The following is a 21,762-nucleotide window of genomic DNA, read 5'->3' on the forward strand; positions in this document are numbered from 1 at the left end:
GGTCGTCGGACGGGCCCGGTCCCGGGCGCGTCCGACGACCGAGGACGAACGCCGTCTACTCCGTCGGCTCGATCCCGGCCCGGCGCAGCCCGTACGTGTAGGCGTCCTCCAGCGCCTGCCAGGACGCCGCGATGACGTTCTCCGCGACGCCGACCGTCGCCCAGTCGCCGTTGCCGTCGCCCGTGGTGATGAGGACTCGGGTGGTGGACTCGGTGCCGGTGCGGCCTTCGAGGATGCGGACCTTGTAGTCGACCAGCTCCAGCTTGGCGAGCTGCGGGTAGATCCGCTCCAGGGCGACGCGCAGAGCCCGGTCGAGCGCGTTGACCGGGCCGTTGCCCTCGGCGGTGGCGACGATGCGCTCGCCCTTGGCCCAGAGCTTCACGGTCGCCTCGTTGGCGTGCGTGCCGTCGGGGCGGTCCTCGACGATGGCGCGCCAGGACTCGGTGCGGAAGTAGCGGCGTACCCGCCCCTCGGCCTCGGCGCGCAGCAGCAGCTCGAAGGAGGCGTCGGCGGCCTCGTACGTGTAGCCCTTGAGCTCGCGTTCCTTGACGCGCTCGACGACCCGGCCGACGAGTTCGCGGTCGCCGCCGAGGTCGATGCCGAGCTCCTTGCCCTTGAGCTCGATGGAGGCGCGGCCGGCCATGTCGGAGACCAGCATCCGCATGGTGTTGCCGACCAGTGCGGGATCGATGTGCTGGTACAGATCGGGGTCGACCTTGATCGCGGAGGCGTGCAGTCCGGCCTTGTGGGCGAAGGCGGAAACACCCACATAGGGCTGGTGGGTGGAGGGCGTCAGGTTGACGACCTCGGCGATCGCGTGCGAGACGCGGGTCATGTCGGCGAGGGCGCCCTCGGGCAGGACGGTCTTGCCGTACTTCAGTTCCAGGGCGGCGACGACGGGGAAGAGGTTGGCGTTGCCGACCCGCTCGCCGTATCCGTTGGCGGTGCACTGGACGTGGGTGGCGCCCGCGTCGACGGCGGCGAGGGTGTTGGCGACGGCGCAGCCGGTGTCGTCCTGGGCATGGATGCCGAGTCGGGCGCCGGTGTCGGCGAGCACGGTGGAGACGACGGCCTGGACCTGGGCGGGAAGCATGCCGCCGTTGGTGTCGCAGAGGATCACGACGTCGGCGCCGGCCTCGTGGGCGACGCGGACGACGGACTTCGCGTACTCGGGATTGGCGCGGTAGCCGTCGAAGAAGTGCTCGCAGTCCACGAAGACCCGGCGGCCCTGCTCGCGGAGGAAGGAGACGGTGTCGCGGACCATCTCCAGGTTCTCTTCGAGGGTGGTGCGCAGCGCGAGCTCCACATGACGGTCGTGGGACTTCGCGACCAGCGTGATCACGGGGGCGCCGGACTCCAGCAACGCCTTGACCTGCGGGTCCTCGGATGCCTTGCCGCCGGCCCTGCGGGTCGCGCCGAAGGCGACCAGCTCAGCGTTCTCGAACTCGATCTCCCGCTGGGCGCGGGCGAAGAACTCGGTGTCGCGGGGGTTGGCGCCGGGCCAGCCTCCCTCGATGAAGCCCACGCCGAAGTTGTCCAGGTGCCGGGCGATGGTCAGCTTGTCCGCGACCGTCAGGTTGATGCCTTCACGCTGGGCGCCGTCGCGCAGCGTGGTGTCGAAGACATGGAAACTGTCGTCGGTGGCCTTGGCCTTGGTGGTCATGCTGGTCTGACTCCTGTCGGATGAGTGGATCCGGACGTTCAGGCTCCACTTGCCCCCATCATCCCGCGCGCCTCGTCCCGGCCGAGGTGAGGGCCGGAAAACGAAAAAACCCCTCGCGGGTGCGAGAGGTCTGCGCGCGGGTCTGGGGCACGGTGGCCGTGCCGTACATGGTGGTACGGACGGTCACTGCGGACCGGCGCGCCTGTTGCCAATAATCATGACGAACGAGGGCACGGAAGCAGTCTTGCACAGGGCCGCCTCCGTGCCGTGCCCCGTCTCAGGATGCGGGCGTCGCACTCGTCGCGCCGGACGGTTCCGTCCGCCCGTGCGCGGACTCGTCGGCGCCGACCCGGCCCAGGTCGATGTCGCGGGTCTCGCGCATGGTCAGGTAGACGACCAGGGAGACCGCGGCGCAGCCCGCCACGTACCAGTAGAAGCCGGACTCGACGCCCGCCTTCTTGAACCAGAGCGCCACGTATTCGGCGGTGCCGCCGAAGAGCGCGTTGGCGATGGCGTACGGGAGGGCGACGCCCAGGGCCCGGACGCCGGTCGGGAAGAGTTCGGCCTTCACACAGGCGTTGATCGAGGTGTACCCGGTGACGACGACCAGGGCGAGCAGCGCCAGGCCGAAGGCGGGCCAGAAGGTGCCGGCGTGCCTGAGCATCGTCATGATCGGCACGGTCAGGAAGGTGGAGCCGATCGCGAAGGTGATCAGCAGCGGGCGGCGGCCGATCCGGTCGGAGAGCAGACCGGCCAGGGGCTGGATGCACATGAAGACGAACAGGGCGCAGAAGCTGACGAGCGAGGCGGTGGACTTCTCCATGCCCGCGCTCTTGGAGAGGAACTTGGTGAGGTACGTCGTGTACGTGTAGTACGCCACGGTCCCGCCCATGGTCAGCGCCATCACCAGGAACGCCTCGCGCTTGTGCTGCCACAGCGCCTTCAGCGTGCCGCGGTCCGCCTGCTCGGCGGCGCCGGACTCCGCGTACACCTCGGTCTCCAGCATGGAGCGGCGCAGATAGAAGACGACCGCGGCGCCGAGCGCACCGACGATGAACGGGATGCGCCAGCCCCAGCTGTGCAGCGCCGCGTCGGACATGTTGCGCTGCAGGACGATCTGGAGGCCGAGGCCGATGAGCTGGCCCGCGGTCATGGACACGTACTGGAAGCTGGAGGCGAAGCCGCGCCGGTGGGGCGCGGACGCCTCGGTCAGATAGGTGGCGCTGGCGGCGTACTCGCCCCCGACGGAGAGGCCCTGGAGCAGCCTGGCCACCAGCAGGACGGCGACCCCGCCGTATCCGGCGACGTCGTACGTCGGCGCGACGGCGATGAGGATCGCGGAGGCCGACATGAGGGTGACGGTGAGGGTGAGCGCCGCCTTGCGGCCCCTGCGGTCACCGATGCGGCCGAGCATCCAGCCGCCGACCGGCCTCATGAAGAAGCCGACGGCGAAGATGCCCATGGTGTTCATGAGATTGGCGGTCTCATTGCCTTCGGGGAAGAACGAATCCGCGAAGTAGACCGCGAAGGTCGCGTACACGAACCAGTCGAACCACTCGACCATGTTGCCCGCCGAGCCGACCCAGATCTTCTTCCACTGCTCTCGTCCCATGGTCCGTCACCGTGCCCGAACGGGCGGGAGCACAACAAGGGCCGGGCGGGCAACGATCACGCGTACTTACGTACGTTTCGTTCACCGCGGTGGGTGCGGCTGATCGGCGATGAGCGAATCGTCGATGAACTCCCTGACCTGTTCGAGAACTTGGGAGCGTCCGGTGCCGGGGATGCCGACGGCGACATGGACGCTGAACCCGTCGAGCAGGGCGCGCAGCCGGGTCGCGAACCGCTCGGCGTCGACCGTGCGGAACTCGCCGCGCGAGGCGCCCTCGGCCAGCAGCGCCACCAGGTCGCGGTGCCAGGCGCCCTCGATCGCGGCCTGCCGGGCGCGTGCGTCGTCGTCCGCGCTCCGCGAACGGTTCCAGACCTCCAGCCAGAGCGTCCAGTGCGGATCGCGGTGACCGTCGGGAAGGTACAGATCGATGTACGCGTCCAGCCGTTCGCGCACCGTCACCCGCCCGGACAGCAGGGTGCGCCGCTGTGCGCCGAGCCGTCCCTCGCTCCACTCCAGGGCCTGGAGCAGCAGCTCGTCCTTGGTGCGGAAGTAGTAGAGGAGATGTCCGCTGCTCATGCCGACCTCACGGCCGAGACCGGCCATCGTGAGGCCGTCCAGACCCCGTTCGGCGATGGTGGCCATGGCGGCGGCCAGCAGTTCCTCGCGGGGCGGGGCGGTGTTGCGACGGCGTGGAGCGGGGGGCACGGTTCAGACCTTCGGCTGCTGCTGGGTGATGCAGTGGATGCCTCCACCGCCGGCAAAGATCGTACGTGCGTCGACGAGGGTCACCGTACGGTCGGGGAACAGCTCGCCGAAGACGGCCGCCGCTTCCTTGTCGCGCGGGTCGTCGAAGGCGCAGAGGATCACGCCGTCGTTGCAGAGGTAGTGATTGATGTAGGAGTAGTCGACCCACTCGCCGTCGGCCTCCAGCACGGTGGGTGCCAGGACCTCCACGACGTTGAGGGAGCGGCCCCTGGCGTCGGTCGCGGCGCGCAGGACGCGGACGGTCTCCCGGGTGATCTCGTGATCGGGGTGGGCCGGGTCCGGCTGGACATGGGCGACGACCGTGCCGGGGCGGACGAAGGCGGCGACGATGTCGACATGACCGAGGGTGCCGTACATCCCGTAGTCACCGGCTAGCCCGCGGGGCAGCCAGATGGCCTTCTCGGTGCCGAGCCGGGCGTGGATCTCGGCCTCGACCTGCGCGCGGCTCCACTCGGGGTTGCGTTCCTTGCCGAGCTGGACGGTCTCGGTGAGCAGGACGGTGCCCTCGCCGTCGACGTGGATGGCGCCGCCCTCGTTGACGAGCGTGGAGCTGTGCACGGGTACGGCGGCGAGCTCGGCGACGGAGCGGGCGATGTGCCGGTCGTGCTCCCAGCGGGCCCAGTCCTGGGCGCCCCAGCCGTTGAACGTCCAGTCGACCGCGGCCAGTCGGCGCCCGTCGGTGACGAAAGTGGGACCGATGTCCCGCATCCAGGCGTCGTCGAGCGGGCGGACGGCCAGCTCGATGTCCGGGCCGAGGAGGGCGCGGGCGCTGTCCTCCTGGCCGGGGCCGACGACCATCGTGACGGGTTCGAAGCGGCGGACCGCGCGGGCGACGGTGGCCCAGGCGGCGCGCGCCTCGTCCAGTTCGGCGTCGGTGTCGAAGGTGGGGTTGGGGCCCGGCCAGGCCATCCAGGTGCGTTCGTGCGGGGCCCACTCGGGCGGCATGCGGAAGGTCATGAAGTGTCCTAGGGGGGCGTCAGAGGAAGTAGAGACGGTTGAGGGAGACGGAGTCGGCGGGCTCGGAGCGCAGCGGATCGCCGTCCAGGGTGACCAGGCCGCTGCGGGCGTCCACGGCGACCTCTCCGGTGCGGGAGTTGTGGACGAGGTCGCCGGGGCCGATGCCGCGGGTGCCGCGCACCCCGACGCGGCGTCGGCGCGTGGGCATCTGGTCGGCGCCGAGCTGCGTGGCGGCCTGCGAGACGAAGGCCACGGAGAGATCGGCCGCGGTGGCTCCGTACGCCCCGAACTGCGGCCCGAGGACGAGGGGTTCGCAGGTGTCGGTGGCGGCGTTCGGGTCGCCGGTGACCCCGTACGCCGGGAAGCCGGACTTCAGCACGAGCTGTGGTTTCGCGCCGAAGAACTCCGGACGCCACAGCACGATGTCGGCGAGCTTGCCGGTCTCGATGGAGCCGATCTCGTGCGAGAGGCCGTGGGCGATGGCGGGGTTGATGGTGAGCTTCGCGATGTAGCGCAGCACCCGGGCGTTGTCGTCCGCGGGGCCGTCGCCGTCCATCGGGCCGAGCTCGGCCTTCATCTTCCCGGCCATCGCGAAGGTGCGGCGCACCGTCTCGCCGGCCCGTCCCATGCCCTGCGCGTCGGAGGAGGTGATGCCGATGGCACCCAGGTCGTGCAGGACGTCCTCGGCGCCCATCGTCCCGGCGCGGATGCGGTCGCGGGCCATGGCCGCGTCGCCCGGCAGGTCCGTCTTGAGGTCGTGTACGGAGACGATCATCCCGTAGTGCTCGGCGACGGCGTCCCGGCCGAAGGGCAGCGTCGGATTGGTGGACGAGCCGATGACGTTCTCGACGCCCGCCATCTTCAGGACGTTGGGGACGTGACCGCCGCCGCAGCCCTCGATGTGGAAGGCGTGGATGGTGCGGCCCTCCAGGACCCGCAGGGTGTCCTCGACCGACAGGCACTCGTTCAGCCCGTCGCTGTGCAGGGCGACCTGCACGTCGTGCTCCTCGGCGACCCGCAGCGCGGTGTCCAGGGCACGGGTGTGGGCGCCCATGTCCTCGTGGACCTTGAAGCCGCAGGCCCCGCCCTCCGCGAGCGCCTCGACCAGCGGGGCCCGGTGGGAGGACGATCCGCGGCCCAGGAAGCCGATGTTGACCGGCCAGGCGTCGAAGGCGTTGAAGGCGTGGCGCAGGGCCCACGGCGAGTTGACGCCGACACCCCAGACCGGGCCGAACTCCTGGCCGATGATCGTGGTGACGCCGGAGGCGAGCGAGGCCTCCATGATCCGTGGCGAGAGCAGATGGACATGGGTGTCGACGGCGCCCGCCGTCGCGATCATTCCCTCACCGGAGACGATGGTCGTCCCCGTACCGACGACGACGTCGACGCCATCGAGCGTGTCGGGATTGCCGGCCCGTCCGATGGCCGCGATCCGGCCCTCGCGGATACCGATCGAGACCTTGCGGATGCCCTGCACGGCGTCGATGACCAGCACATTGCTGATGACGACGTCACAGGTGTCCCGGACGGCCGCGGCCTTGAGGTGCAGCCCGTCGCGGGCGGTCTTGCCGAATCCGGCGAGGAACTCCTCGCCGTACCGCTGCGCGTCGGACTCCACGCGGACGGTCAGCCCGGAGTCACCGAGTCTGACCCGGTCCCCGGCGCGCGGGCCGTGCACGGAGGCGTACTCGTACGGATCGATGCTCATCGCTCGGCTCCCAGATATCCACAGGCCGCTGCGCGCCGCAGGGCCTCCTCGCGTGCGCCGGGCGCGTCCAGCGGCCCGTCCACCAGACCGGCGAACCCGACGGCGATCCGGTCACCGCCGATGGGCACGAGACCGACCTCGACCGACTCCCCCGGCCCGAAGCGGACGGAGGATCCGGCGGGGACGCACAGCCGCATCCCGTACGCCGCGGCCCGGTCGAAGTCGAGCCGCGGGTTGGCCTCGAAGAAGTGGAAGTGCGACGTGACGGAGACCGGGACGGTCGCCGTGTTGTGGACGGTCAGCCGCGCCGCGGGCTCCGGCTCGGGCGTGGCGGGGCCGGGGACGACGGCGCCGGGCGCCTCGTCGCCGAGCCCGTCGCCCAGGGGCCGGGAGACGACGGCGAGCCGCGAACCGTCGTCGAAGACGGCCTCCACATGGACCTCGGTGACGACGTCGGCGACCCCGGGCAGCACGTCGTCGGGGCCGAGCACGGACCGCCCCGCCGCGATGGCCTCCGCGAGCCTGCGCCCGTCGCGGGCCGCCTCGCAGACCGTGTCCGCGATCAGAGCGGTCGCCTCGGGCACGTTCAGCCTCAGCCCTCGGGCGCGGCGGGCCCGAGCCAGTTCGGCGGCACTGAACAGCAGCAACCGGTCACGTTCCGTCGGGGTCAGTCGCACGCCAGAACACCTCCTGTTTAGAGCAGCACTCTAACCGTGAGACAGGGGTGAGCAAAAGTTCGATCGCGTCACTTTTGAGCAGCGCTCCAACAGTGCGACCGTTTCGGGCACACGACGAAGGCCGCGCCCGGAACCGGGCGCGGCCTTCGCGCGGACGACGGACGAGGTCGGCCAGTGCCGTGACCGGCCCTGGCCGGGAGGGGCACTAGCCGAGCGGGTGCATCCAGCCGTGGGTGTCCTCGACGATGCCGCGCTGGATGTCGAGCAGACGCTCGCGCAGCTTCACCGTGACCTCGCCGGGCACGCCGTCGCTCTGGGCCCACTCGCCGCCCGCGGACTTGACGGTGCCGACGGGGGTGATGACGGCGGCGGTGCCGCAGGCGAAGACCTCGGTGAGGGTGCCGTTCTCGGTGTCGGCCCGCCACTGGTCGATCGAGACGCGGCCCTCCTCGGACTCGTAGCCGAGGTCGCGGGCGACCTTGAGCAGCGAGTCACGGGTGACGCCGGCGAGCAGCGAGCCGGTCAGGGCCGGGGTGATGATCTTGTTCCCGTACACGAAGTACAGGTTCATCCCGCCGAGCTCCTCGACCCACTTGTGCTCGACCGCGTCGAGGTACGCGACCTGGTCGCAGCCCTTCGCGGTGGCCTCGGCCTGGGCGAGCAGGGACGCGGCGTAGTTGCCGCCGGTCTTGGCGTCGCCCATGCCGCCGGGGACGGCCCGCACCCGGTTCTCCGAGAGCCAGATCGAGACCGGCTTGACGCCACCGGGGAAGTACGCGCCGGCGGGCGAGGCGATGACCAGGAACAGGTACTCGTTGGCGGGCTTCACCCCGAGACCGACCTCGGTCGCGATCATGAACGGGCGCAGGTAGAGCGACTCCTCGCCGCCGTGCGTCGGAACCCATGCCTTGTCCTGTTGGACGAGCGCGTCACAGGCCGCGATGAACGTCTCGACGGGCAGTTCCGGCATGGCGAGCCGCTGCGCGGACGCCTGGAAGCGCTTGGCGTTGGCCTCGGGACGGAACGTGGCGACCGAGCCGTCGGGCTGGCGGTAGGCCTTGAGGCCCTCGAAGATCTCCTGCGCGTAGTGCAGGGTCATGTTGGCGGGGTCGATCGACAGCGGTGCGTACGGGACGAGCTGGGCGTCGTGCCAGCCGCGGCCTTCGGTCCACTTGATCGTCACCATGTGATCGGTGAAGTAGCGGCCGAATCCGGGCTTGACCAGGATCGCCTCGCGCTCCGCGTCGGACAGCGGATTCGAGGAGGGCTTGAGCTCGATCGTGGGCGTCGTCATGAGTGCGTGTCCTTCACGTCGTGTGTGTTGGACCGCGCTCGCGCCGCTCCTGCCGGGCAGGTGCTAGGACGTCCGAGCTTCAGTGCGAGCTACGGCCCCGTTCGATTATCGCTCCCGGGTGGCCGTGCACGAAATGACGCGAATGCGGTCCGTGGTCGATGGTTGCACCCGGGGCCGCACAGGAGAAGCCGCCGGGTGCGATTGCGACCCGGCGGCTTCGAAACAAAGTCGTCGGGTCAGCTCGCTACTCGTACCGCGAGCGCGTCGCCGATCTGATCGGTCGTACGGGTCGTCGCACCGTCGCGCTCCGCGAGGTCGGCGGAGACGGCGTCCTCGATGCGCACGGCCTCGGCCTCGTAGCCGAGGTGGCGCAGCAGGAGGGCGACGGAGAGAACCGTGGCGGTCGGGTCGGCCTTGCCCTGGCCCGCGATGTCGGGGGCAGAGCCGTGAACCGGCTCGAACATCGACGGGAAGGTGCCCGTCGGGTTGATGTTGCCGGACGCGGCCAGGCCGATGCCGCCGGTCACGGCAGCGGCGAGGTCGGTGAGGATGTCACCGAAGAGGTTGTCGGTAACGATGACGTCGAAGCGCTCCGGTTGGGTGACGAAGAAGATCGTCGCGGCGTCGACGTGCAGATAGTCGGTGGTGACCTCGGGGTACTCGGTCGCGACCCGGTCGAAGATGTTCTTCCACATGTGGCCCGCGTACACGAGGACGTTGTTCTTGTGAACCAGCGTCAGCTTCTTGCGCGGGCGGGAGTTCGCCCGCTCGAAGGCGTCACGGACGACGCGCTCGACGCCGTACGCGGTGTTCACGCTGACCTCGGTGGCGACCTCGGCCGGCGTACCGGTGCGCAGCGAACCGCCGTTGCCCGTGTACGGGCCCTCGGTGCCTTCGCGGACGACGACGAAGTCGATGTCCGGACGGCCGGCCAGCGGGGTCGCGGTGTTCGGGAACAGCTTCGACGGCCGCAGGTTGATGAAGTGGTCGAAGGCGAACCGCAGCTTCAGCAGGAGCCCGCGCTCCAGCACACCGGAGGGCACGGAGGGGTCACCGATCGCGCCGAGCAGGATGGCGTCGTGGCCCTTGAGGGCTGCCAGCTCCGCGTCCGGAAGGGTTTCGCCGGTACGGTGCCAGCGCCGGGCGCCGAGGTCGTACTCCTTGGTCTCCAGCTTCACATCCTGCGGGAGAACAGCGTTGAGGACCTTGAGGCCCTGGGCCACGACCTCCTGGCCGATACCGTCACCGGGGATCACTGCGAGATTGATGCTGCGAGACATGTCCGCACCTTACTGCGCGTCCCACCCCATGACATGTCACGTCCACCATACGGACACATGGGGAGCTGTACGTGTACCGTTCACCCACTCGACGGGACGGCGTCGGGCGGCGGGTGGATGTTCTGCGGGCCCGTCACGGCATCGACTTCGTCGTGGTCTCCTTCCACCACTGCGCCTTCTCGACGACCAACGCGCACGCCTCGGACGGCGGGGTGCGCGACGCCTGGGTGCCGGGCGGCGGGAAGGCGAGCGGGACCGTGGAGTGGTCGCGGGTGCGCTGCACCGGCTTCTCGCTCCTGGCGGTGGAGGTGGAACCCGGCCGGCACGCCCGGATGAAGGTCACCGCGCTCGCCGAGTCGGGCGAACGGATCGACCACTTCGAGACCGGCCGCGGCTGAGCACCCGCCGAGGCCCGGCGGAGCGGCGCTCCCCTGGCCGGTCCCGCCGACCGGCCCGGCAGCCGATCGGGGCGCGCCGCCGGTCTCTCGGCGGCGCGTACAGGCGGCTCGTACAGCCACCTCGTACAGGCGACTCGTACCGACGCCCCGTACGGGCGACCCGTCTCAGTGGCCCGTGGAGCCGCCGTTGTCCCGGCGGTCGAGGGCCCGCTGCAGGGCGGCGGCGGCGTTCTTGCGCTCCGACTGGGTCGGACGGTGGGTGTGACGGACGCGGCGGACAGTCGTCTCGGCCATGGTGGATCGACTCCTTGAGATCGCGAGGATTTCGAGATCGAAAAACCGTGAAAGTGATTTCGAGATCGGGATTTCGAGGCGCCGGAAGGGGCGGGAAGCGGGCGCCGCAGGGGTTGCCTGCAGGGGGCGCGCGCTCACGACCGCCAGTCGCTGGATCTAGCGAGACGTTCGGCTTCTACAAAGCTAAGGCAGTCCGGCCGGTCTGTCTCCACAATTACTCGGACTTCCTACTATCTGAGACGGAGGTTTGCGGCTGACCGCCCGCAGTTCCCGGACCAGGGCCCGGACCGTGAGCGATCGTGCCTGATCAGAGGCGGTGACATGGCCGATCCAGCACGTCGGACGCCCCGGCCCGGAAGCGGTGATCCCGGCCGTGCCCGGTGCTGTTCCGGGTGACGGCAGCGGCCTGATCACCATGCCGGGACCACGGGACGCCATCGGGAGCGCCCCCGGGACTCGTCCCACGCGCTGACCGAACTCCTGCGCCCCCACCACGCGCAGCAGTCGCAGCCGCTCGTGGGCCTCGCCGCCCGGCCGCGCCGTATGGATGACCAGGCTCTGCCCGCAGGCCGCACCGAGCAGCACCTCGCACTCCAGGCCCAGGAGCCCGACGACCTGATGCGGGAACCGCTTGTGCTCCGCGCGGCCGGGCGCCACCCGATGCTCCGTCCACAGCGCCTCGGACTCCGCGCTCGCCGCGGGCGCGCTGCAGGGAGCCGGCCACGCGTCGCGGGACGCCGGGGTGCGGGTTCCGGCGACGGGCGGGCTCCGCTCAGAGCACGTCCCCGTCCCGCCAGTCGAAGACCAGGGTCCCGGACACCCGGGGCAGCACGCGGCCGGTCCCGCCGCGGACATAGGTGCTGCCCTCCTCGTCCGGCAGCATCTCCACCCCGTGCCTTCCCTGCACGGCGATCCGTCCCGGCCACACCTGCCAGCCGCGTCCCGCGTACAGCGCCGCCCCCGCGGCCGACGCGGACAGGGCCCCGAAGACGTACGCCCCGTCGACGACCTGTTCCAGCGCGGCCATCACCCGCCCGCCGAGCCCCTCCCGGCGCCGGTCGGCGCGGACGGCCACGGCCTCCACGTAGCCGACCCGGTACGAGCGGTCCTCGTGGATCACCCGGCGCTGGACGACGCTGCCGTGCGCGAGGAGCCCGCTGTCGTCCCGCACGAGGGCGTGGATGCCGCCGAGGGCGTGGTCCCAGTCGTCGGCGCTGAACTCCCCCTCGAAGGCGGTGTCCAGGAGGGCGCGGATCTCGTCGAGGTCGGCGGGGGTCAGCCGGTGGGTGTGCGTGGTGCGCAGGATCGGGTCGATCGGCTCGGTCATGCGCTCCATCCTCCCGGACGCCACGGCCGCCGGGGTGGGGCCCCGTACCCCGTCACGTGCCGGGGCCGTGCGCCCCACGGAGTCGGCGCCCGGAACGGCCGCCCCGCTCCCGGGCCCGGTGCGGGCCCATGACCTGCCCGCTCTGCGGACACCGACCGGCCGGGCGCGCCGTTTCTGTCCGACGGCCCCCTGGTCCGGACCTGCCGTCGGCGCCACACTGCCGACATGTCTGACACCACAGCCCTGCCCCCGCGGTGGACCCCCACCCATGGAGAGCCGTACCGGCCGGTCCCCTACCGTCCCGAGCGGGCCCCGGCCGATGAGTCCCTTTCCCGTTCCGCGGAGTTGCGACGGCGGATGGACGAGCGCAGAACCGTACGCCGGTTCTCCGCGGATCCCGTGCCGGAGCAGGTCGTGAAGGACGCGATCGCCTGCGCCGCGACCGCCCCGTCCGGCGCCCATCAGCAGCCGTGGACGTTCGTCCTGGTCAAGGACCCCGAGGTGCGGCGGCGCATCCGGGAGGCGGCCGAGCACGAGGAGCGGATCAGTTACGACGGCAGGCTCGGCGAGGAGTGGCTGGCGGCGCTGCGGCCGCTGGGCACGGATTCCGTCAAGGCGCACATGACGGATGCCCCGGCCCTCGTCGTGGTGTTCCAGCAGCGGTACTGGATGGGCGAGGACGGCACCCGGCGCAAGCACTACTACGTCGACGAGTCCGTCGGGATCGCGGTCGGGATGCTGCTCTCGGCCCTGCACCTGGCGGGCCTGGCCGCGCTGATCCACACGCCGAGCCCGATGCGGTTCCTGCGGGAGGTGCTGGACCGCCCGGAGAACGAGAAGGCGTTCGCGGTGATCCCGGTCGGGTATCCGGCGGACGACTGCGAGGTGCCCGGCCTGGTGCGGAAGTCCTTGGACCAGGTGCTCGTGGAGATCTGAACCCGCCGGTCCGAACGCCGGTCCGGATGGAAACCGCCTCCCGGCCGGCAGGGGAACCGGGCGGGAGGCGGGACTCGTGGCGGGGCGCCGGGGTGCGGCGCCCCGGAGGGGTCAGCCCTGGTGGGGGTAGGTGTAGTCGGTCGGCGGGACCAGCGTCTCCTTGATGGCCCGGGTCAGGGTCCAGCGCTGCAGGTTCTGCGGGGCACCGGCCTTGTCGTTGGTACCCGAGGCACGGCCGCCGCCGAAGGGCTGCTGGCCGACGACGGCGCCGGTCGACTTGTCGTTGATGTAGAAGTTGCCCGCGGCGTACCGCAGCTTCTCCATGGTGTGCGCGGCCGCGGCGCGGTCGTTCGCGATGACGGAACCGGTCAGCGCGTAGTCGGAGACCGACTCCATCTGCTCCAGCATCTCGTCGTACTTGTCGTCCTCGTAGACGTGCACGGCGAGGATCGGGCCGAAGTACTCGGTCGTGAAGACCTCGTTCGTGGCGTCGGTGCACTCGATGACGGTCGGACGGACGAAGTAGCCCACCGAGTCGTCGTACGTGCCGCCCGCGATGATCGTGCAGGACGGGTCCGACTTGGCGCGGTCGATCGCGGCCTTGTTCTTGGCGAACGAGCGCTCGTCGATGACGGCGCCGATGAAGTTCGACAGGTCGGTGACGTCACCCATGGTGATGGAGTCGACCTCGGCGGCGAACTTCTCCTTGAAACCGGAGTTCCAGATGGAGGCCGGGATGTACGCACGGGACGAGGCCGAGCACTTCTGGCCCTGGAACTCGAAGGAGCCACGGGTCAGCGCGGTCTTCAGGACGGCGTGGTCGGCCGACGGGTGGGCGACGACGAAGTCCTTGCCGCCCGTCTCGCCGACGAGCCGCGGGTAGGTGCGGTAGTTGGCGATGTTGTTGCCGACCGTCTTCCACAGGTGCTGGAAGGTGGGGGTCGAGCCGGTGAAGTGGATACCGGCCAGGTCGCGGTGGTTCAGGGCCACCTCGGAGACGGCGATGCCGTCGCCCGTCACCAGGTTGATGACGCCCTTGGGCAGGCCCGCCTCTTCCAGGAGCTGCATCAGCAGCACGGCGGCGTGGGTCTGCGTCGGGGACGGCTTCCACACCACGACGTTGCCCATGAGGGCGGGGGCGGTGGGCAGGTTGCCCGCGATGGCGGTGAAGTTGAACGGCGTGATCGCGTAGACGAAGCCCTCCAGCGGGCGGTGGTCCATGCGGTTCCACACGCCCGGCGAGTTGGCCGGGGGCTGCTCGGCGAGGATCTGGCGCGCGTAGTGCACATTGAAGCGCCAGAAGTCGACGAGCTCGCAGGGGGTGTCGATCTCGGCCTGCTGGGCGGTCTTCGACTGGCCGAGCATCGTGGACGCGGCCAGCGTCTCGCGCCAGGGACCGGACAGCAGCTCGGCGGCGCGCAGGATGATCGCGGCGCGGTCGTCGAAGGACATCGCGCGCCAGGCCGGGGCGGCGGCCAGGGCGGCGTCGATCGCGTCCTGGGCGTCCTGCTGCGTGGCAGCGGCGAAGGTACCGATGACGGCCTTGTGGTTGTGCGGCTGCACGACGTCGAAGCGCTCGCCGCCGCCCATCCGCTTCTCGCCGCCGATGGTCATCGGAAGGTCGATCGGGTTCTGGCCGAGCTCCTTGAGCTTCGCCTCCAGGCGGGCGCGCTCCGGGGAGCCCGGGGCGTAGGAGTGGACCGGCTCGTTGACCGGCGCGGGGACCTGGGTCACAGCGTCCATGAGTGCCTTGTCTCCTTGTGTCAGGGGGTGGGGGTCAGCCCGGGCAGGTCAGCCCTTGGTGAGGATGGAGCGGCCGAAGAACAGCAGGTTCGCCGGCTTCTCCGCGAGACGGCGCATGAAGTAGCCGTACCAGTCGGTTCCGTAAGCCGTGTAGACGCGCATCCGGTGGCCCTCGGCCGCGAGCCGGACGTGCTCGTCGCTGCGGATGCCGTACAGCATCTGGAACTCGTACTCGTCCAGCTTGCGCCCTGCCTTGCGGGCCAGCTCCTGGGAGATGGCGATCAGACGCGGGTCGTGCGACCCGATCATCGGGTAACCCTCGCCCTCCATCAGGGTCTTCAGGATGCGGACGTACGCCTTGTCGATCTCGGCCTTGTCCTGGTAGGCGACGGAGGCGGGCTCCTTGTAGGCGCCCTTCACGATGCGGACGCGGCTGCCGGCGGCGGCCAGGCGGCGGGCGTCCTCCTCGGTGCGGAACAGGTAGGCCTGGATCACGCAGCCGGTCTGCGGGAAGTCCTTCCGCAGTTCCTCGTGGATGGCGAACATCGAGTCGAGGGTGGTGTGGTCCTCGGCGTCCAGCGTGACCGTGGTGCCGATCGCGGCGGCGGCCTCGACGACCGGGCGGACGTTGGCGAGCGCCAGCTCGTGGCCCCCGTCCAGCGACTGGCCGAACATCGAGAGCTTGACGGACATCTCGGCCCTGGTGCCCAGGCCCAGATCCTTGAGACGGTCGACCAGTTCGAGGTAGGCGTCGCGGGCGGCGGCGGCCTGCTCGGGGGTGGTGATGTCCTCGCCGACCACGTCGAGGGTGACTTCGAGACCCTTGTCGGCGGCGTCCTCGACGACCCGGACGACCTGGTCGACGGTCTCACCGGCGATGAACCGGTCGACGACCTGCTTGGTGCCAGGTGCGGCCGAGATGAAACGGCGCATCCTGTCGCTGCGGGACGCGGCGAGAATCACGGGACCCAGCACGGGGCACCTCCACGGAAAGTACGAACGAAGGCCGTACCGGCAGAGGGGGAACAAAGCGGTACAGCACGGAGAACCACCGTGAAATCTAAGGATCCCTCCGATCGTGTGCCATCGACAGCTGTCACGCATCCGTTCCCGGGTTCTCAGACATATGTCTGAAGGGGTGCGAGAATGACCGGGTGAAGGGCGATTACCAGGAGCTGGTCGACGAGATCTCCGGGCTGCTCGGCGCCCCCGCGACGCTGGAGAACCGGGATTTCGGCCTGGTCGCCTTCGGCGCGCACGACAGCGACGACGACACGGCGATGGACCCGGTCCGCACCCGCTCGATCCTGACCCGGCGCTCAACGCCCGCGGTCCGCGCCTGGTTCGAGGGCTTCGGCATCGCCCGCGCCATCGGCCCGGTCCGGATTCCGGCCGCCCCGGAGGCCGGGGTGTTCCGGGACCGGATCTGCCTGCCGGTGCGCCATCGGGGTGTCGTGCTCGGTTACGTGTGGCTGCTCGACGCGGACCCCGGACCGACGGACGAACAGCTGGCGGCGGCGATGGAGGTGGCGACCCGGATCGGGGGGCTGCTCTCCGACGAGGCGCGGGCGGGCACGGATCTGTCCCGGGAGTTCGGTGCGGTCCTCACCGCCGCACGGGGCTGGCAGCGCGACATGGCGGTGGCCGCGCTGCAGGAGGCGCTGGGCCGGGACGCGGAGGGGCTGCACACGGTGGTGTGCGTGACCCCGTGGCCGGACGATCCGCCGTCGGTCCGCACGGTGTCGGCGGCGGCCGCCCTGTCCTCGGTCCCCGCTCCGGAGGTGACCGGGGCCCCCTCGCTGGCCGCGCTGATCCGGCTGCGCTCCACCGATGTCCTCGACCCGGCGCTCGGCGCCGCGGACCGGCTGCGCGCCGGCGCGGGCCGGGACGCGGCCGCCGGGGTCGCGGTGCCCCGGCGGGGGCTGGCGGACCTGGCCGGGGCCTGGCACGAGGCGTCGGCCGCGGCCCGCGCGGCGGCGGCCGAGTCCCGCTTCGGCCCGGTCGCCGAGTGGTCGGCGATCGGCCCGTACCGGATGCTGACCGCTCTCCCCGCCCAGGCGCACGCCGACCCCGCGGTCCGCGCCCTGCTCACCCCGTCGCACAGGGATCTGGCCCGCACCGCCGAGGTGTTCCTCGACTGCGCGGGCCAGGCGTCCCGGACGGCCGCCGCGCTCGGCATCCATCGCCAGACGCTCTACTACCGGCTCTCCCGGGTCGAACGGCTCACCGGCCTCGATCTGAACGACGGCGAGGACCGGCTGCTGCTGCACATGGCGCTCAAGGGCGCGCGCCTCTGACCCGGCGCGCCTTACGGCCTCGCCCACGACGGGCAGCGGCGTCGCGGCGTCCGGGACCTCCACCTCAGGCGTTGTCGTCAGTCGCCGAAGCTCCTTCCCCGAGCTCTCATCCGCGTTCGAGCAGGGGAGACCCCATCCGACTCCCTCCTCCGCCTCGGATCCGAAGGCCCCGGACGCCGCTCCTTCTCCCACTGCCCATCGTGGGCGAGGCCGTGACGGGCGGAGGCTGCGACCCGCTTCCAACTCGGCTGGTACGCAGGGGACATGACCGGATCACCGCGCCGGACCGGATGCGCCGACCCGGCGCCGGCACCTCTCCGCACCCGCCCGGCGTAAACGGTGCCGGGCCCGCCGCCCCGGCACCGGCGCCCCCGTCCGGCGCCCGACTGCGAAGCCGCTGCCGCAGACCCTGCCCGTATACGCCCCCGCTACCGCACCCGCCCCTCCAGGACCGCCTTCAGCCCGTCCGTCAGGTCCTGGGCGGAAGGTGCCGAATCACTGTCCATCAGCCACTGCACCATCACCCCGGCGAGCAGCGCCTGGCAGAACAGCCCCGCCACCCGCGCCTTCTCCGGGTCCGTCTCCGGGTCGATGCCGAGCATGTTCTCGGCGAGCCCGTCACGGCCCTCGCGCTGCGGACCCACCAGGGCCTGCTTCAGCTCGGGGTCCTGGTCGATCCGGGAGACGACCTCCATCTGGAGCTGCCAGACGGATCGGGTCTGCTCATAGCTCTCGATCACCCGCTCCCAGGTGTCGCGGAACTGGTCCAGCGGCGACCGGGGCCCGCCGTCGGCCTCCGCGACCTCGTCCGGCTGCTCGGTGAGCACATCGCCCCACTCCTCCGTCACCTTGAGGAAGGCGAGATTGAGCAGGGCCTCCTTCGAACCGTAGTGGTAGCCGATGGAGGCGAGATTCGTACCGGAGGCGGCCACGATGTCACGGGCGGTCGTCCGGGCGTACCCCTTGTCCAGCAGGCAGCGCTTGGCGCCTTCGAGCAGATCCTCACGATGTCCCATGGAAAGCAGCGTACCCGGCACACAGACGTTTGTGTAAAACACACGTCTAGATACCGGGTACGCGAGGCCGGGGGCCGTCAGTCGGTCAGGTTCACCGTGCGGGCCGACGCGGCACCGATCTCCGTGGCGATCTCGGCGAGCACCGACGACGGGACGTCGTCGTCGACGGTGAGCACGACCAGCGCCTCGCCGCCCGCGCCCGTCCGCGAGACCTGCATGCCCGCGATGTTCAGACCGGCCTCGCCGAGAATCCGGCCGACCGTGCCGACGACACCGGGACGGTCCTCGTAACGCAGCACCACCATGTGGTCGGCCAGCGCCAGGTCCACGTCGTACTCGCCGACGGCGACGATCTTCTGGAGGTGCTTGGGCCCGGCGAGCGTGCCGGAGACCGAGACCTCCTCGCCGCCCGAGAGCGTGCCGCGCACGGTGACCATATTGCGGTGGTCCGGCGACTCGGAGCTGGTCGTGAGGCGGACCTCGACACCGCGCTCCTGCGCGAAGAGCGGCGCGTTGACATAGGACACGGTCTCGTCGACGACGTCCTCGAAGACGCCCTTGAGCGCGGAGAGTTCGAGCACCTTGACGTCGTGCTGGGTGATCTCGCCGTACACCTCGACGTCGAGGCGGACCGCGACCTCGCCCGCGAGCGCGGTGAAGATCCGGCCGAGCTTCTCGGCGAGCGGCAGGCCCGGACGCACGTCCTCGGCGATCACACCGCCCTGGACGTTGACCGCGTCCGGCACCAGCTCACCGGCGAGGGCCAGCCGTACGGACTTGGCGACCGCGATGCCCGCCTTCTCCTGGGCCTCGTCGGTGGAGGCGCCGAGGTGCGGGGTGCAGACCACCTGGTCGAACTCGAACAGCGGGGAGTCCGTGCAGGGCTCCTTCGCGTACACGTCGAGACCGGCGCCGGCGACCCGGCCCTCCTTCAGGGCGGAGGCGAGCGCCTCCTCGTCGACGATGCCACCGCGCGCGGCGTTGACGATACGCACCGAGGGCTTCACCTTGTGCAGCGCCTCGTGGCCGATCAGGCCGATCGTCTCGGGGGTCTTGGGCAGATGCACGGTGATGAAGTCGGCGACCTCCAGCAGCTCGTCCAGCGCGAGCAGCTTGACGCCCATCTGGGCGGCGCGCGCGGGTTGCACATAGGGGTCGTACGCGACGATCTTCATGCCGAAGGCCGACATGCGCTGCGCGACCAGGACACCGATGCGGCCGAGGCCGACGACGCCGAGGGTCTTCTCGCTCAGCTCGACGCCGGTGTACTTGGAGCGCTTCCACTCGCCGTTCTTGAGGGCGGTGTTGGCCTGCGGGATGTTGCGCGCGGTGGCGACCAGCAGACCGCAGGCCAGCTCGGCGGCGGTGACGATGTTGGACGTCGGTGCGTTGACGACCATCACGCCGGCCTTGGTGGCGGCGGAGACGTCGACGTTGTCCAGACCGACGCCTGCGCGGGCGACGACCTTGAGCTTCTTCGCGGCGGCGATGGCCTCGGCGTCGACCTTGGTGGCGGAGCGCACCAGGATGGCGTCGACGTCGGCGATCGCGGGGAGGAGTTCGGCGCGGTCCGCGCCGTTGCAGTGCCGGATGTCGAAATCCGGACCCAGGGCGTCAACCGTGGCAGGCGACAGCTCTTCAGCGATGAGTACGACAGGTTTCGAGCTCACGTGAGTCCTCACAGGTCCAGTGCGGACGGCCGTCCCGACGGCCGCAGGCGGTGGAGGGGCTTGCCGCGTGGAAGACGCACGACACTGTGGGCCTGACGCGTGTATGTGTGGAGAAGTGTAGTCATGCGCCAGGGCGCATACTGCGCCCCGATGGAAGGATCACCCACACGGGGGTGGACGACTTGTACACACGTACGGCGCCGCCTCTTCCAGCGGTGAAGGAGAACGCCCCCGGGGGCAGGTCCTCGGACCCGCCCCGCGGGGGCGTCGGTGTTACGCGTCCTCGTCGTTGACCCAGCTCATGAGCTTGCGCAGCTCGCGGCCGGTGGTCTCCAGGAGGTGGTCGCTGTCCGCCTTCTTGTACTCGTTGTACTTGGGCAGACCGTTGTGGTACTCGGCCATCCAGTTCTTGGCGAAGGTGCCGTCCTGGATCTCCGCGAGGACCTTCTTCATCTCCGCCTTGGTGGCGTCCGTGATGATCCGCGGGCCGGTGACGTAGTCGCCCCACTCGGCGGTCTCCGAGATGGACCAGCGCATCTTCTCCAGGCCGCCCTCGTACATGAGGTCCACGATGAGCTTCAGCTCGTGCAGGCACTCGAAGTACGCGATCTCCGGCTGGTAACCGGCCTCGGTCAGGGTCTCGAAACCGGCCTTGACCAGAGCGGCGGTACCGCCGCAGAGCACGGCCTGCTCACCGAAGAGGTCGGTCTCGGTCTCCTCGGTGAAGGTCGTCTTGATGACGCCGGCGCGGGTGCCGCCGATGCCCTTCGCGTACGACAGGGCGAGCGCCAGGCCATTGCCCGAGGCGTCCTGCTCGACGGCCACGATGCAGGGAACGCCGCGGCCCTCCTCGTACTGACGGCGGACCAGGTGGCCCGGACCCTTCGGGGCGACCATGCAGACGTCGACGTTGGCCGGCGGCTTGATGAAGTCGAAGCGGATGTTCAGGCCGTGGCCGAAGAACAGCGCGTCGCCGTCCTTGAGGTTGTCCTTGATGGACTCCTCGTAGACCTGGGCCTGGATCGGGTCCGGGACGAGGATCATGATGACGTCGGCCTCGGCTGCGGCCTCGGACGGGGTCACCACGCGCAGGCCCTGCTCCTCGGCCTTGGCCTTGGACTTGGAGCCCTCGTGCAGACCGACACGGACGTCGACACCCGAGTCACGCAGCGACAGCGCGTGGGCGTGGCCCTGGCTGCCGTAGCCGATGACCGCGACCTTGCGGCCCTGGATGATGGACAGGTCGGCATCGTCGTCGTAGAACAGCTCGGCCACTGGGTCTCTCCTTGGTGTGCAGGTGTTGCGTCCCACCGTACGGCGGGGTGCTTGAGATGCGTTTTCGGGTCTCGCCATACGGGCGGCGAGGGGGCGGCGCCCCGGTGCCACGGCAGCGGGCCGGGACCGTGCGGGGCTAGGGCGTGTTTCGAAAGTAGCGTCGTCCGCCCGCAGGGCGGGCCAGGCGGCGTCCGGTGCGTGCGATCGCAAGGCGGAGGGTCGCCCCGATATCGGTCGTATCGGGGCGGGCCCGACAACGCAGCGAGTGTGCGTGCCGGACGCCGCCTGGCAGGCGGGACTTTCGAAACACGCCCTAGGCCGTGCGGTCGAGGGCGCGCAGCGAACGGTCGGTGATCGAGCGCGCGCCGCGCCCTATGGCGATGGTGCCGGACTGCACCAGCTCCTTGATGCCGTACTGCTCCAGCATCTTGAGCATGGCCTCCAGTTTGTCGGCGCCGCCGGTCGCCTCGATCGTGACGGCCTCCGGGGAGACGTCCACGGTCTTGGCGCGGAACAGCTGGACGATCTCGACGATCTGGGAGCGGGTCTCGTTGTCTGCGCGGACCTTCACCAGGACGAGCTCACGCTGGATCGCAGCGGTCGGCTCCAGTTCGACGATCTTGAGGACGTTCACCAGCTTGTTGAGCTGCTTGGTCACCTGCTCAAGAGGCAGGTCCTCGACACTGACGACGATGGTGATGCGCGAGATGTCGGGGTGTTCGGTGGTACCGACCGCGAGCGAGTCGATGTTGAAGCCGCGGCGGGAGAACAGCGCGGTGATCCGGGCGAGGACACCGGGCTTGTTCTCGACCAGGACGGAGAGCGTGTGCTTGGTGGACATGGAGTCGGT

General features: G+C 70.3%; 19 protein-coding genes and 1 pseudogene. 3 read left to right on the forward strand and 17 right to left on the reverse strand.

The window, feature by feature from the left end; genetic code table 11:
• Nucleotides 1-55 precede the first annotated feature (55 nt).
• The 8 genes from cimA to ACIQCZ_RS29880 all read right to left on the reverse strand — a co-directional run bounded on the left by cimA (nt 56) and on the right by ACIQCZ_RS29880 (nt 9,956).
• Nucleotides 56-1,663 (reverse strand): citramalate synthase, encoded by a 1,608-nt coding sequence (cimA, locus tag ACIQCZ_RS29845; RefSeq protein WP_351080787.1) that lies wholly within the window; start codon nt 1,661-1,663, stop codon nt 56-58.
• 277 nt (nt 1,664-1,940) lie between these two features.
• Complete coding sequence (locus ACIQCZ_RS29850; RefSeq protein ID WP_351080789.1) at nt 1,941-3,275, reverse strand: MFS transporter; 1,335 nt, start codon at nt 3,273-3,275, stop codon at nt 1,941-1,943.
• 81 nt (nt 3,276-3,356) lie between these two features.
• Nucleotides 3,357-3,980, reverse strand: coding sequence for a TetR/AcrR family transcriptional regulator (locus ACIQCZ_RS29855; protein WP_402286563.1), 624 nt, complete (start codon nt 3,978-3,980; stop codon nt 3,357-3,359).
• A 3-nt stretch (nt 3,981-3,983) separates the two neighbouring features.
• Nucleotides 3,984-4,997: an agmatine/peptidylarginine deiminase gene (locus ACIQCZ_RS29860; protein ID WP_402286565.1), complete on the reverse strand. Its 1,014-nt coding sequence runs from the start codon at nt 4,995-4,997 to the stop codon at nt 3,984-3,986.
• 19 nt (nt 4,998-5,016) lie between these two features.
• The gene (locus ACIQCZ_RS29865) at nt 5,017-6,705 is read right to left on the reverse strand and encodes an urease subunit alpha (protein WP_402286567.1); all 1,689 of its coding nucleotides are present in this window, start codon (nt 6,703-6,705) and stop codon (nt 5,017-5,019) included.
• Nucleotides 6,702-7,382 (reverse strand): urease subunit gamma, encoded by a 681-nt coding sequence (gene ureA, locus ACIQCZ_RS29870; protein ID WP_402286570.1) that lies wholly within the window; start codon nt 7,380-7,382, stop codon nt 6,702-6,704. The genes ACIQCZ_RS29865 and ureA overlap by 4 nt, the downstream gene beginning before the upstream one ends.
• Nucleotides 7,383-7,587: 205 nt before the next feature.
• On the reverse strand, nt 7,588-8,676 hold the full coding sequence (locus tag ACIQCZ_RS29875) for a branched-chain amino acid aminotransferase (protein WP_402286573.1): 1,089 nt from the start codon (nt 8,674-8,676) through the stop codon (nt 7,588-7,590).
• A 236-nt stretch (nt 8,677-8,912) separates the two neighbouring features.
• A complete protein-coding gene (locus ACIQCZ_RS29880) occupies nt 8,913-9,956 on the reverse strand; it encodes a 3-isopropylmalate dehydrogenase (RefSeq protein WP_376272662.1) in 1,044 nt (347 codons plus the stop codon).
• 107 nt (nt 9,957-10,063) lie between these two features.
• Between ACIQCZ_RS29880 and ACIQCZ_RS29885 the strand changes: the two are divergent.
• Nucleotides 10,064-10,354: pseudogene (locus tag ACIQCZ_RS29885) on the forward strand (phosphoesterase); the annotation flags it as partial.
• Between the two features lie 165 nt (nt 10,355-10,519).
• On the opposite strand, the gene ACIQCZ_RS29890 reads toward ACIQCZ_RS29885, so the two are convergent.
• From ACIQCZ_RS29890 to ACIQCZ_RS29900, 3 genes are all read right to left on the reverse strand, one after another.
• Nucleotides 10,520-10,648 carry a hypothetical protein gene (locus tag ACIQCZ_RS29890; protein WP_351080802.1) on the reverse strand — a complete coding sequence of 43 codons (129 nt, stop codon included), beginning with the start codon at nt 10,646-10,648 and terminating at the stop codon, nt 10,520-10,522.
• A 183-nt stretch (nt 10,649-10,831) separates the two neighbouring features.
• Nucleotides 10,832-11,503: a hypothetical protein gene (locus tag ACIQCZ_RS29895; protein ID WP_402286576.1), complete on the reverse strand. Its 672-nt coding sequence runs from the start codon at nt 11,501-11,503 to the stop codon at nt 10,832-10,834.
• Nucleotides 11,421-11,975 (reverse strand): GNAT family N-acetyltransferase, encoded by a 555-nt coding sequence (locus tag ACIQCZ_RS29900; RefSeq protein ID WP_402286579.1) that lies wholly within the window; start codon nt 11,973-11,975, stop codon nt 11,421-11,423. The genes ACIQCZ_RS29895 and ACIQCZ_RS29900 overlap by 83 nt, the downstream gene beginning before the upstream one ends.
• 225 nt (nt 11,976-12,200) lie before the next feature.
• Here ACIQCZ_RS29900 and ACIQCZ_RS29905 point away from each other — a divergent pair, with 225 nt between their 5' ends.
• On the forward strand, nt 12,201-12,911 hold the full coding sequence (locus ACIQCZ_RS29905; protein WP_376222138.1) for a nitroreductase family protein: 711 nt from the start codon (nt 12,201-12,203) through the stop codon (nt 12,909-12,911).
• Between the two features lie 111 nt (nt 12,912-13,022).
• Here the strand turns inward: ACIQCZ_RS29905 and pruA are convergent, their stop codons facing one another.
• Together pruA and ACIQCZ_RS29915 are read right to left on the reverse strand one after the other, a co-directional pair.
• Entirely contained in the window at nt 13,023-14,654 is a 1,632-nt protein-coding gene (gene pruA / locus ACIQCZ_RS29910; protein WP_402286582.1) for an L-glutamate gamma-semialdehyde dehydrogenase, read from the reverse strand.
• Between the two features lie 48 nt (nt 14,655-14,702).
• Nucleotides 14,703-15,629: a proline dehydrogenase family protein gene (locus tag ACIQCZ_RS29915; protein WP_402286585.1), complete on the reverse strand. Its 927-nt coding sequence runs from the start codon at nt 15,627-15,629 to the stop codon at nt 14,703-14,705.
• A 179-nt stretch (nt 15,630-15,808) separates the two neighbouring features.
• Between ACIQCZ_RS29915 and ACIQCZ_RS29920 the strand changes: the two genes are divergently transcribed.
• Entirely contained in the window at nt 15,809-16,951 is a 1,143-nt protein-coding gene (locus tag ACIQCZ_RS29920; protein ID WP_402286587.1) for a PucR family transcriptional regulator, read from the forward strand.
• Between the two features lie 428 nt (nt 16,952-17,379).
• On the opposite strand, the gene ACIQCZ_RS29925 is transcribed toward ACIQCZ_RS29920, so the two are convergent.
• The 4 genes from ACIQCZ_RS29925 to ilvN form a co-directional block, all read right to left on the reverse strand.
• Nucleotides 17,380-17,967: a TetR/AcrR family transcriptional regulator gene (locus ACIQCZ_RS29925; protein ID WP_402286589.1), complete on the reverse strand. Its 588-nt coding sequence runs from the start codon at nt 17,965-17,967 to the stop codon at nt 17,380-17,382.
• A 77-nt stretch (nt 17,968-18,044) separates the two neighbouring features.
• Complete coding sequence (gene serA / locus ACIQCZ_RS29930) at nt 18,045-19,637, reverse strand: phosphoglycerate dehydrogenase (protein WP_402286590.1); 1,593 nt, start codon at nt 19,635-19,637, stop codon at nt 18,045-18,047.
• Between the two features lie 273 nt (nt 19,638-19,910).
• On the reverse strand, nt 19,911-20,912 hold the full coding sequence (gene ilvC, locus ACIQCZ_RS29935; RefSeq protein ID WP_037690024.1) for a ketol-acid reductoisomerase: 1,002 nt from the start codon (nt 20,910-20,912) through the stop codon (nt 19,911-19,913).
• Nucleotides 20,913-21,225: 313 nt separating this feature from the next.
• Nucleotides 21,226-21,753 (reverse strand): acetolactate synthase small subunit, encoded by a 528-nt coding sequence (gene ilvN / locus ACIQCZ_RS29940; RefSeq protein ID WP_351080820.1) that lies wholly within the window; start codon nt 21,751-21,753, stop codon nt 21,226-21,228.
• Nucleotides 21,754-21,762 lie beyond the last annotated feature (9 nt).

Source organism: Streptomyces sp. NPDC093149 (assembly GCF_044754145.1).
In the GTDB taxonomy this organism is placed as follows: Bacteria; Actinomycetota; Actinomycetes; order Streptomycetales; family Streptomycetaceae; genus Streptomyces.

Coding starts and splice junctions, on each gene's coding strand:
- cimA (WP_351080787.1), bottom strand. CDS start 1,663: ATGACCACCAAGGCCAAGGCCACCGACGACAGTTTCCATGTCTTCGAC.
- ACIQCZ_RS29850 (WP_351080789.1), bottom strand. CDS start 3,275: ATGGGACGAGAGCAGTGGAAGAAGATCTGGGTCGGCTCGGCGGGCAAC.
- ACIQCZ_RS29860 (WP_402286565.1), bottom strand. CDS start 4,997: ATGACCTTCCGCATGCCGCCCGAGTGGGCCCCGCACGAACGCACCTGG.
- ACIQCZ_RS29865 (WP_402286567.1), bottom strand. CDS start 6,705: ATGAGCATCGATCCGTACGAGTACGCCTCCGTGCACGGCCCGCGCGCC.
- ACIQCZ_RS29875 (WP_402286573.1), bottom strand. CDS start 8,676: ATGACGACGCCCACGATCGAGCTCAAGCCCTCCTCGAATCCGCTGTCC.
- ACIQCZ_RS29880 (WP_376272662.1), bottom strand. CDS start 9,956: ATGTCTCGCAGCATCAATCTCGCAGTGATCCCCGGTGACGGTATCGGC.
- ACIQCZ_RS29890 (WP_351080802.1), bottom strand. CDS start 10,648: ATGGCCGAGACGACTGTCCGCCGCGTCCGTCACACCCACCGTCCGACC.
- ACIQCZ_RS29895 (WP_402286576.1), bottom strand. CDS start 11,503: ATGTCCGCGGCGGGACCGGCCGCGTGCTGCCCCGGGTGTCCGGGACCC.
- ACIQCZ_RS29900 (WP_402286579.1), bottom strand. CDS start 11,975: ATGACCGAGCCGATCGACCCGATCCTGCGCACCACGCACACCCACCGG.
- ACIQCZ_RS29905 (WP_376222138.1), top strand. CDS start 12,201: ATGTCTGACACCACAGCCCTGCCCCCGCGGTGGACCCCCACCCATGGA.
- pruA (WP_402286582.1), bottom strand. CDS start 14,654: ATGGACGCTGTGACCCAGGTCCCCGCGCCGGTCAACGAGCCGGTCCAC.
- ACIQCZ_RS29925 (WP_402286589.1), bottom strand. CDS start 17,967: ATGGGACATCGTGAGGATCTGCTCGAAGGCGCCAAGCGCTGCCTGCTG.
- ilvN (WP_351080820.1), bottom strand. CDS start 21,753: ATGTCCACCAAGCACACGCTCTCCGTCCTGGTCGAGAACAAGCCCGGT.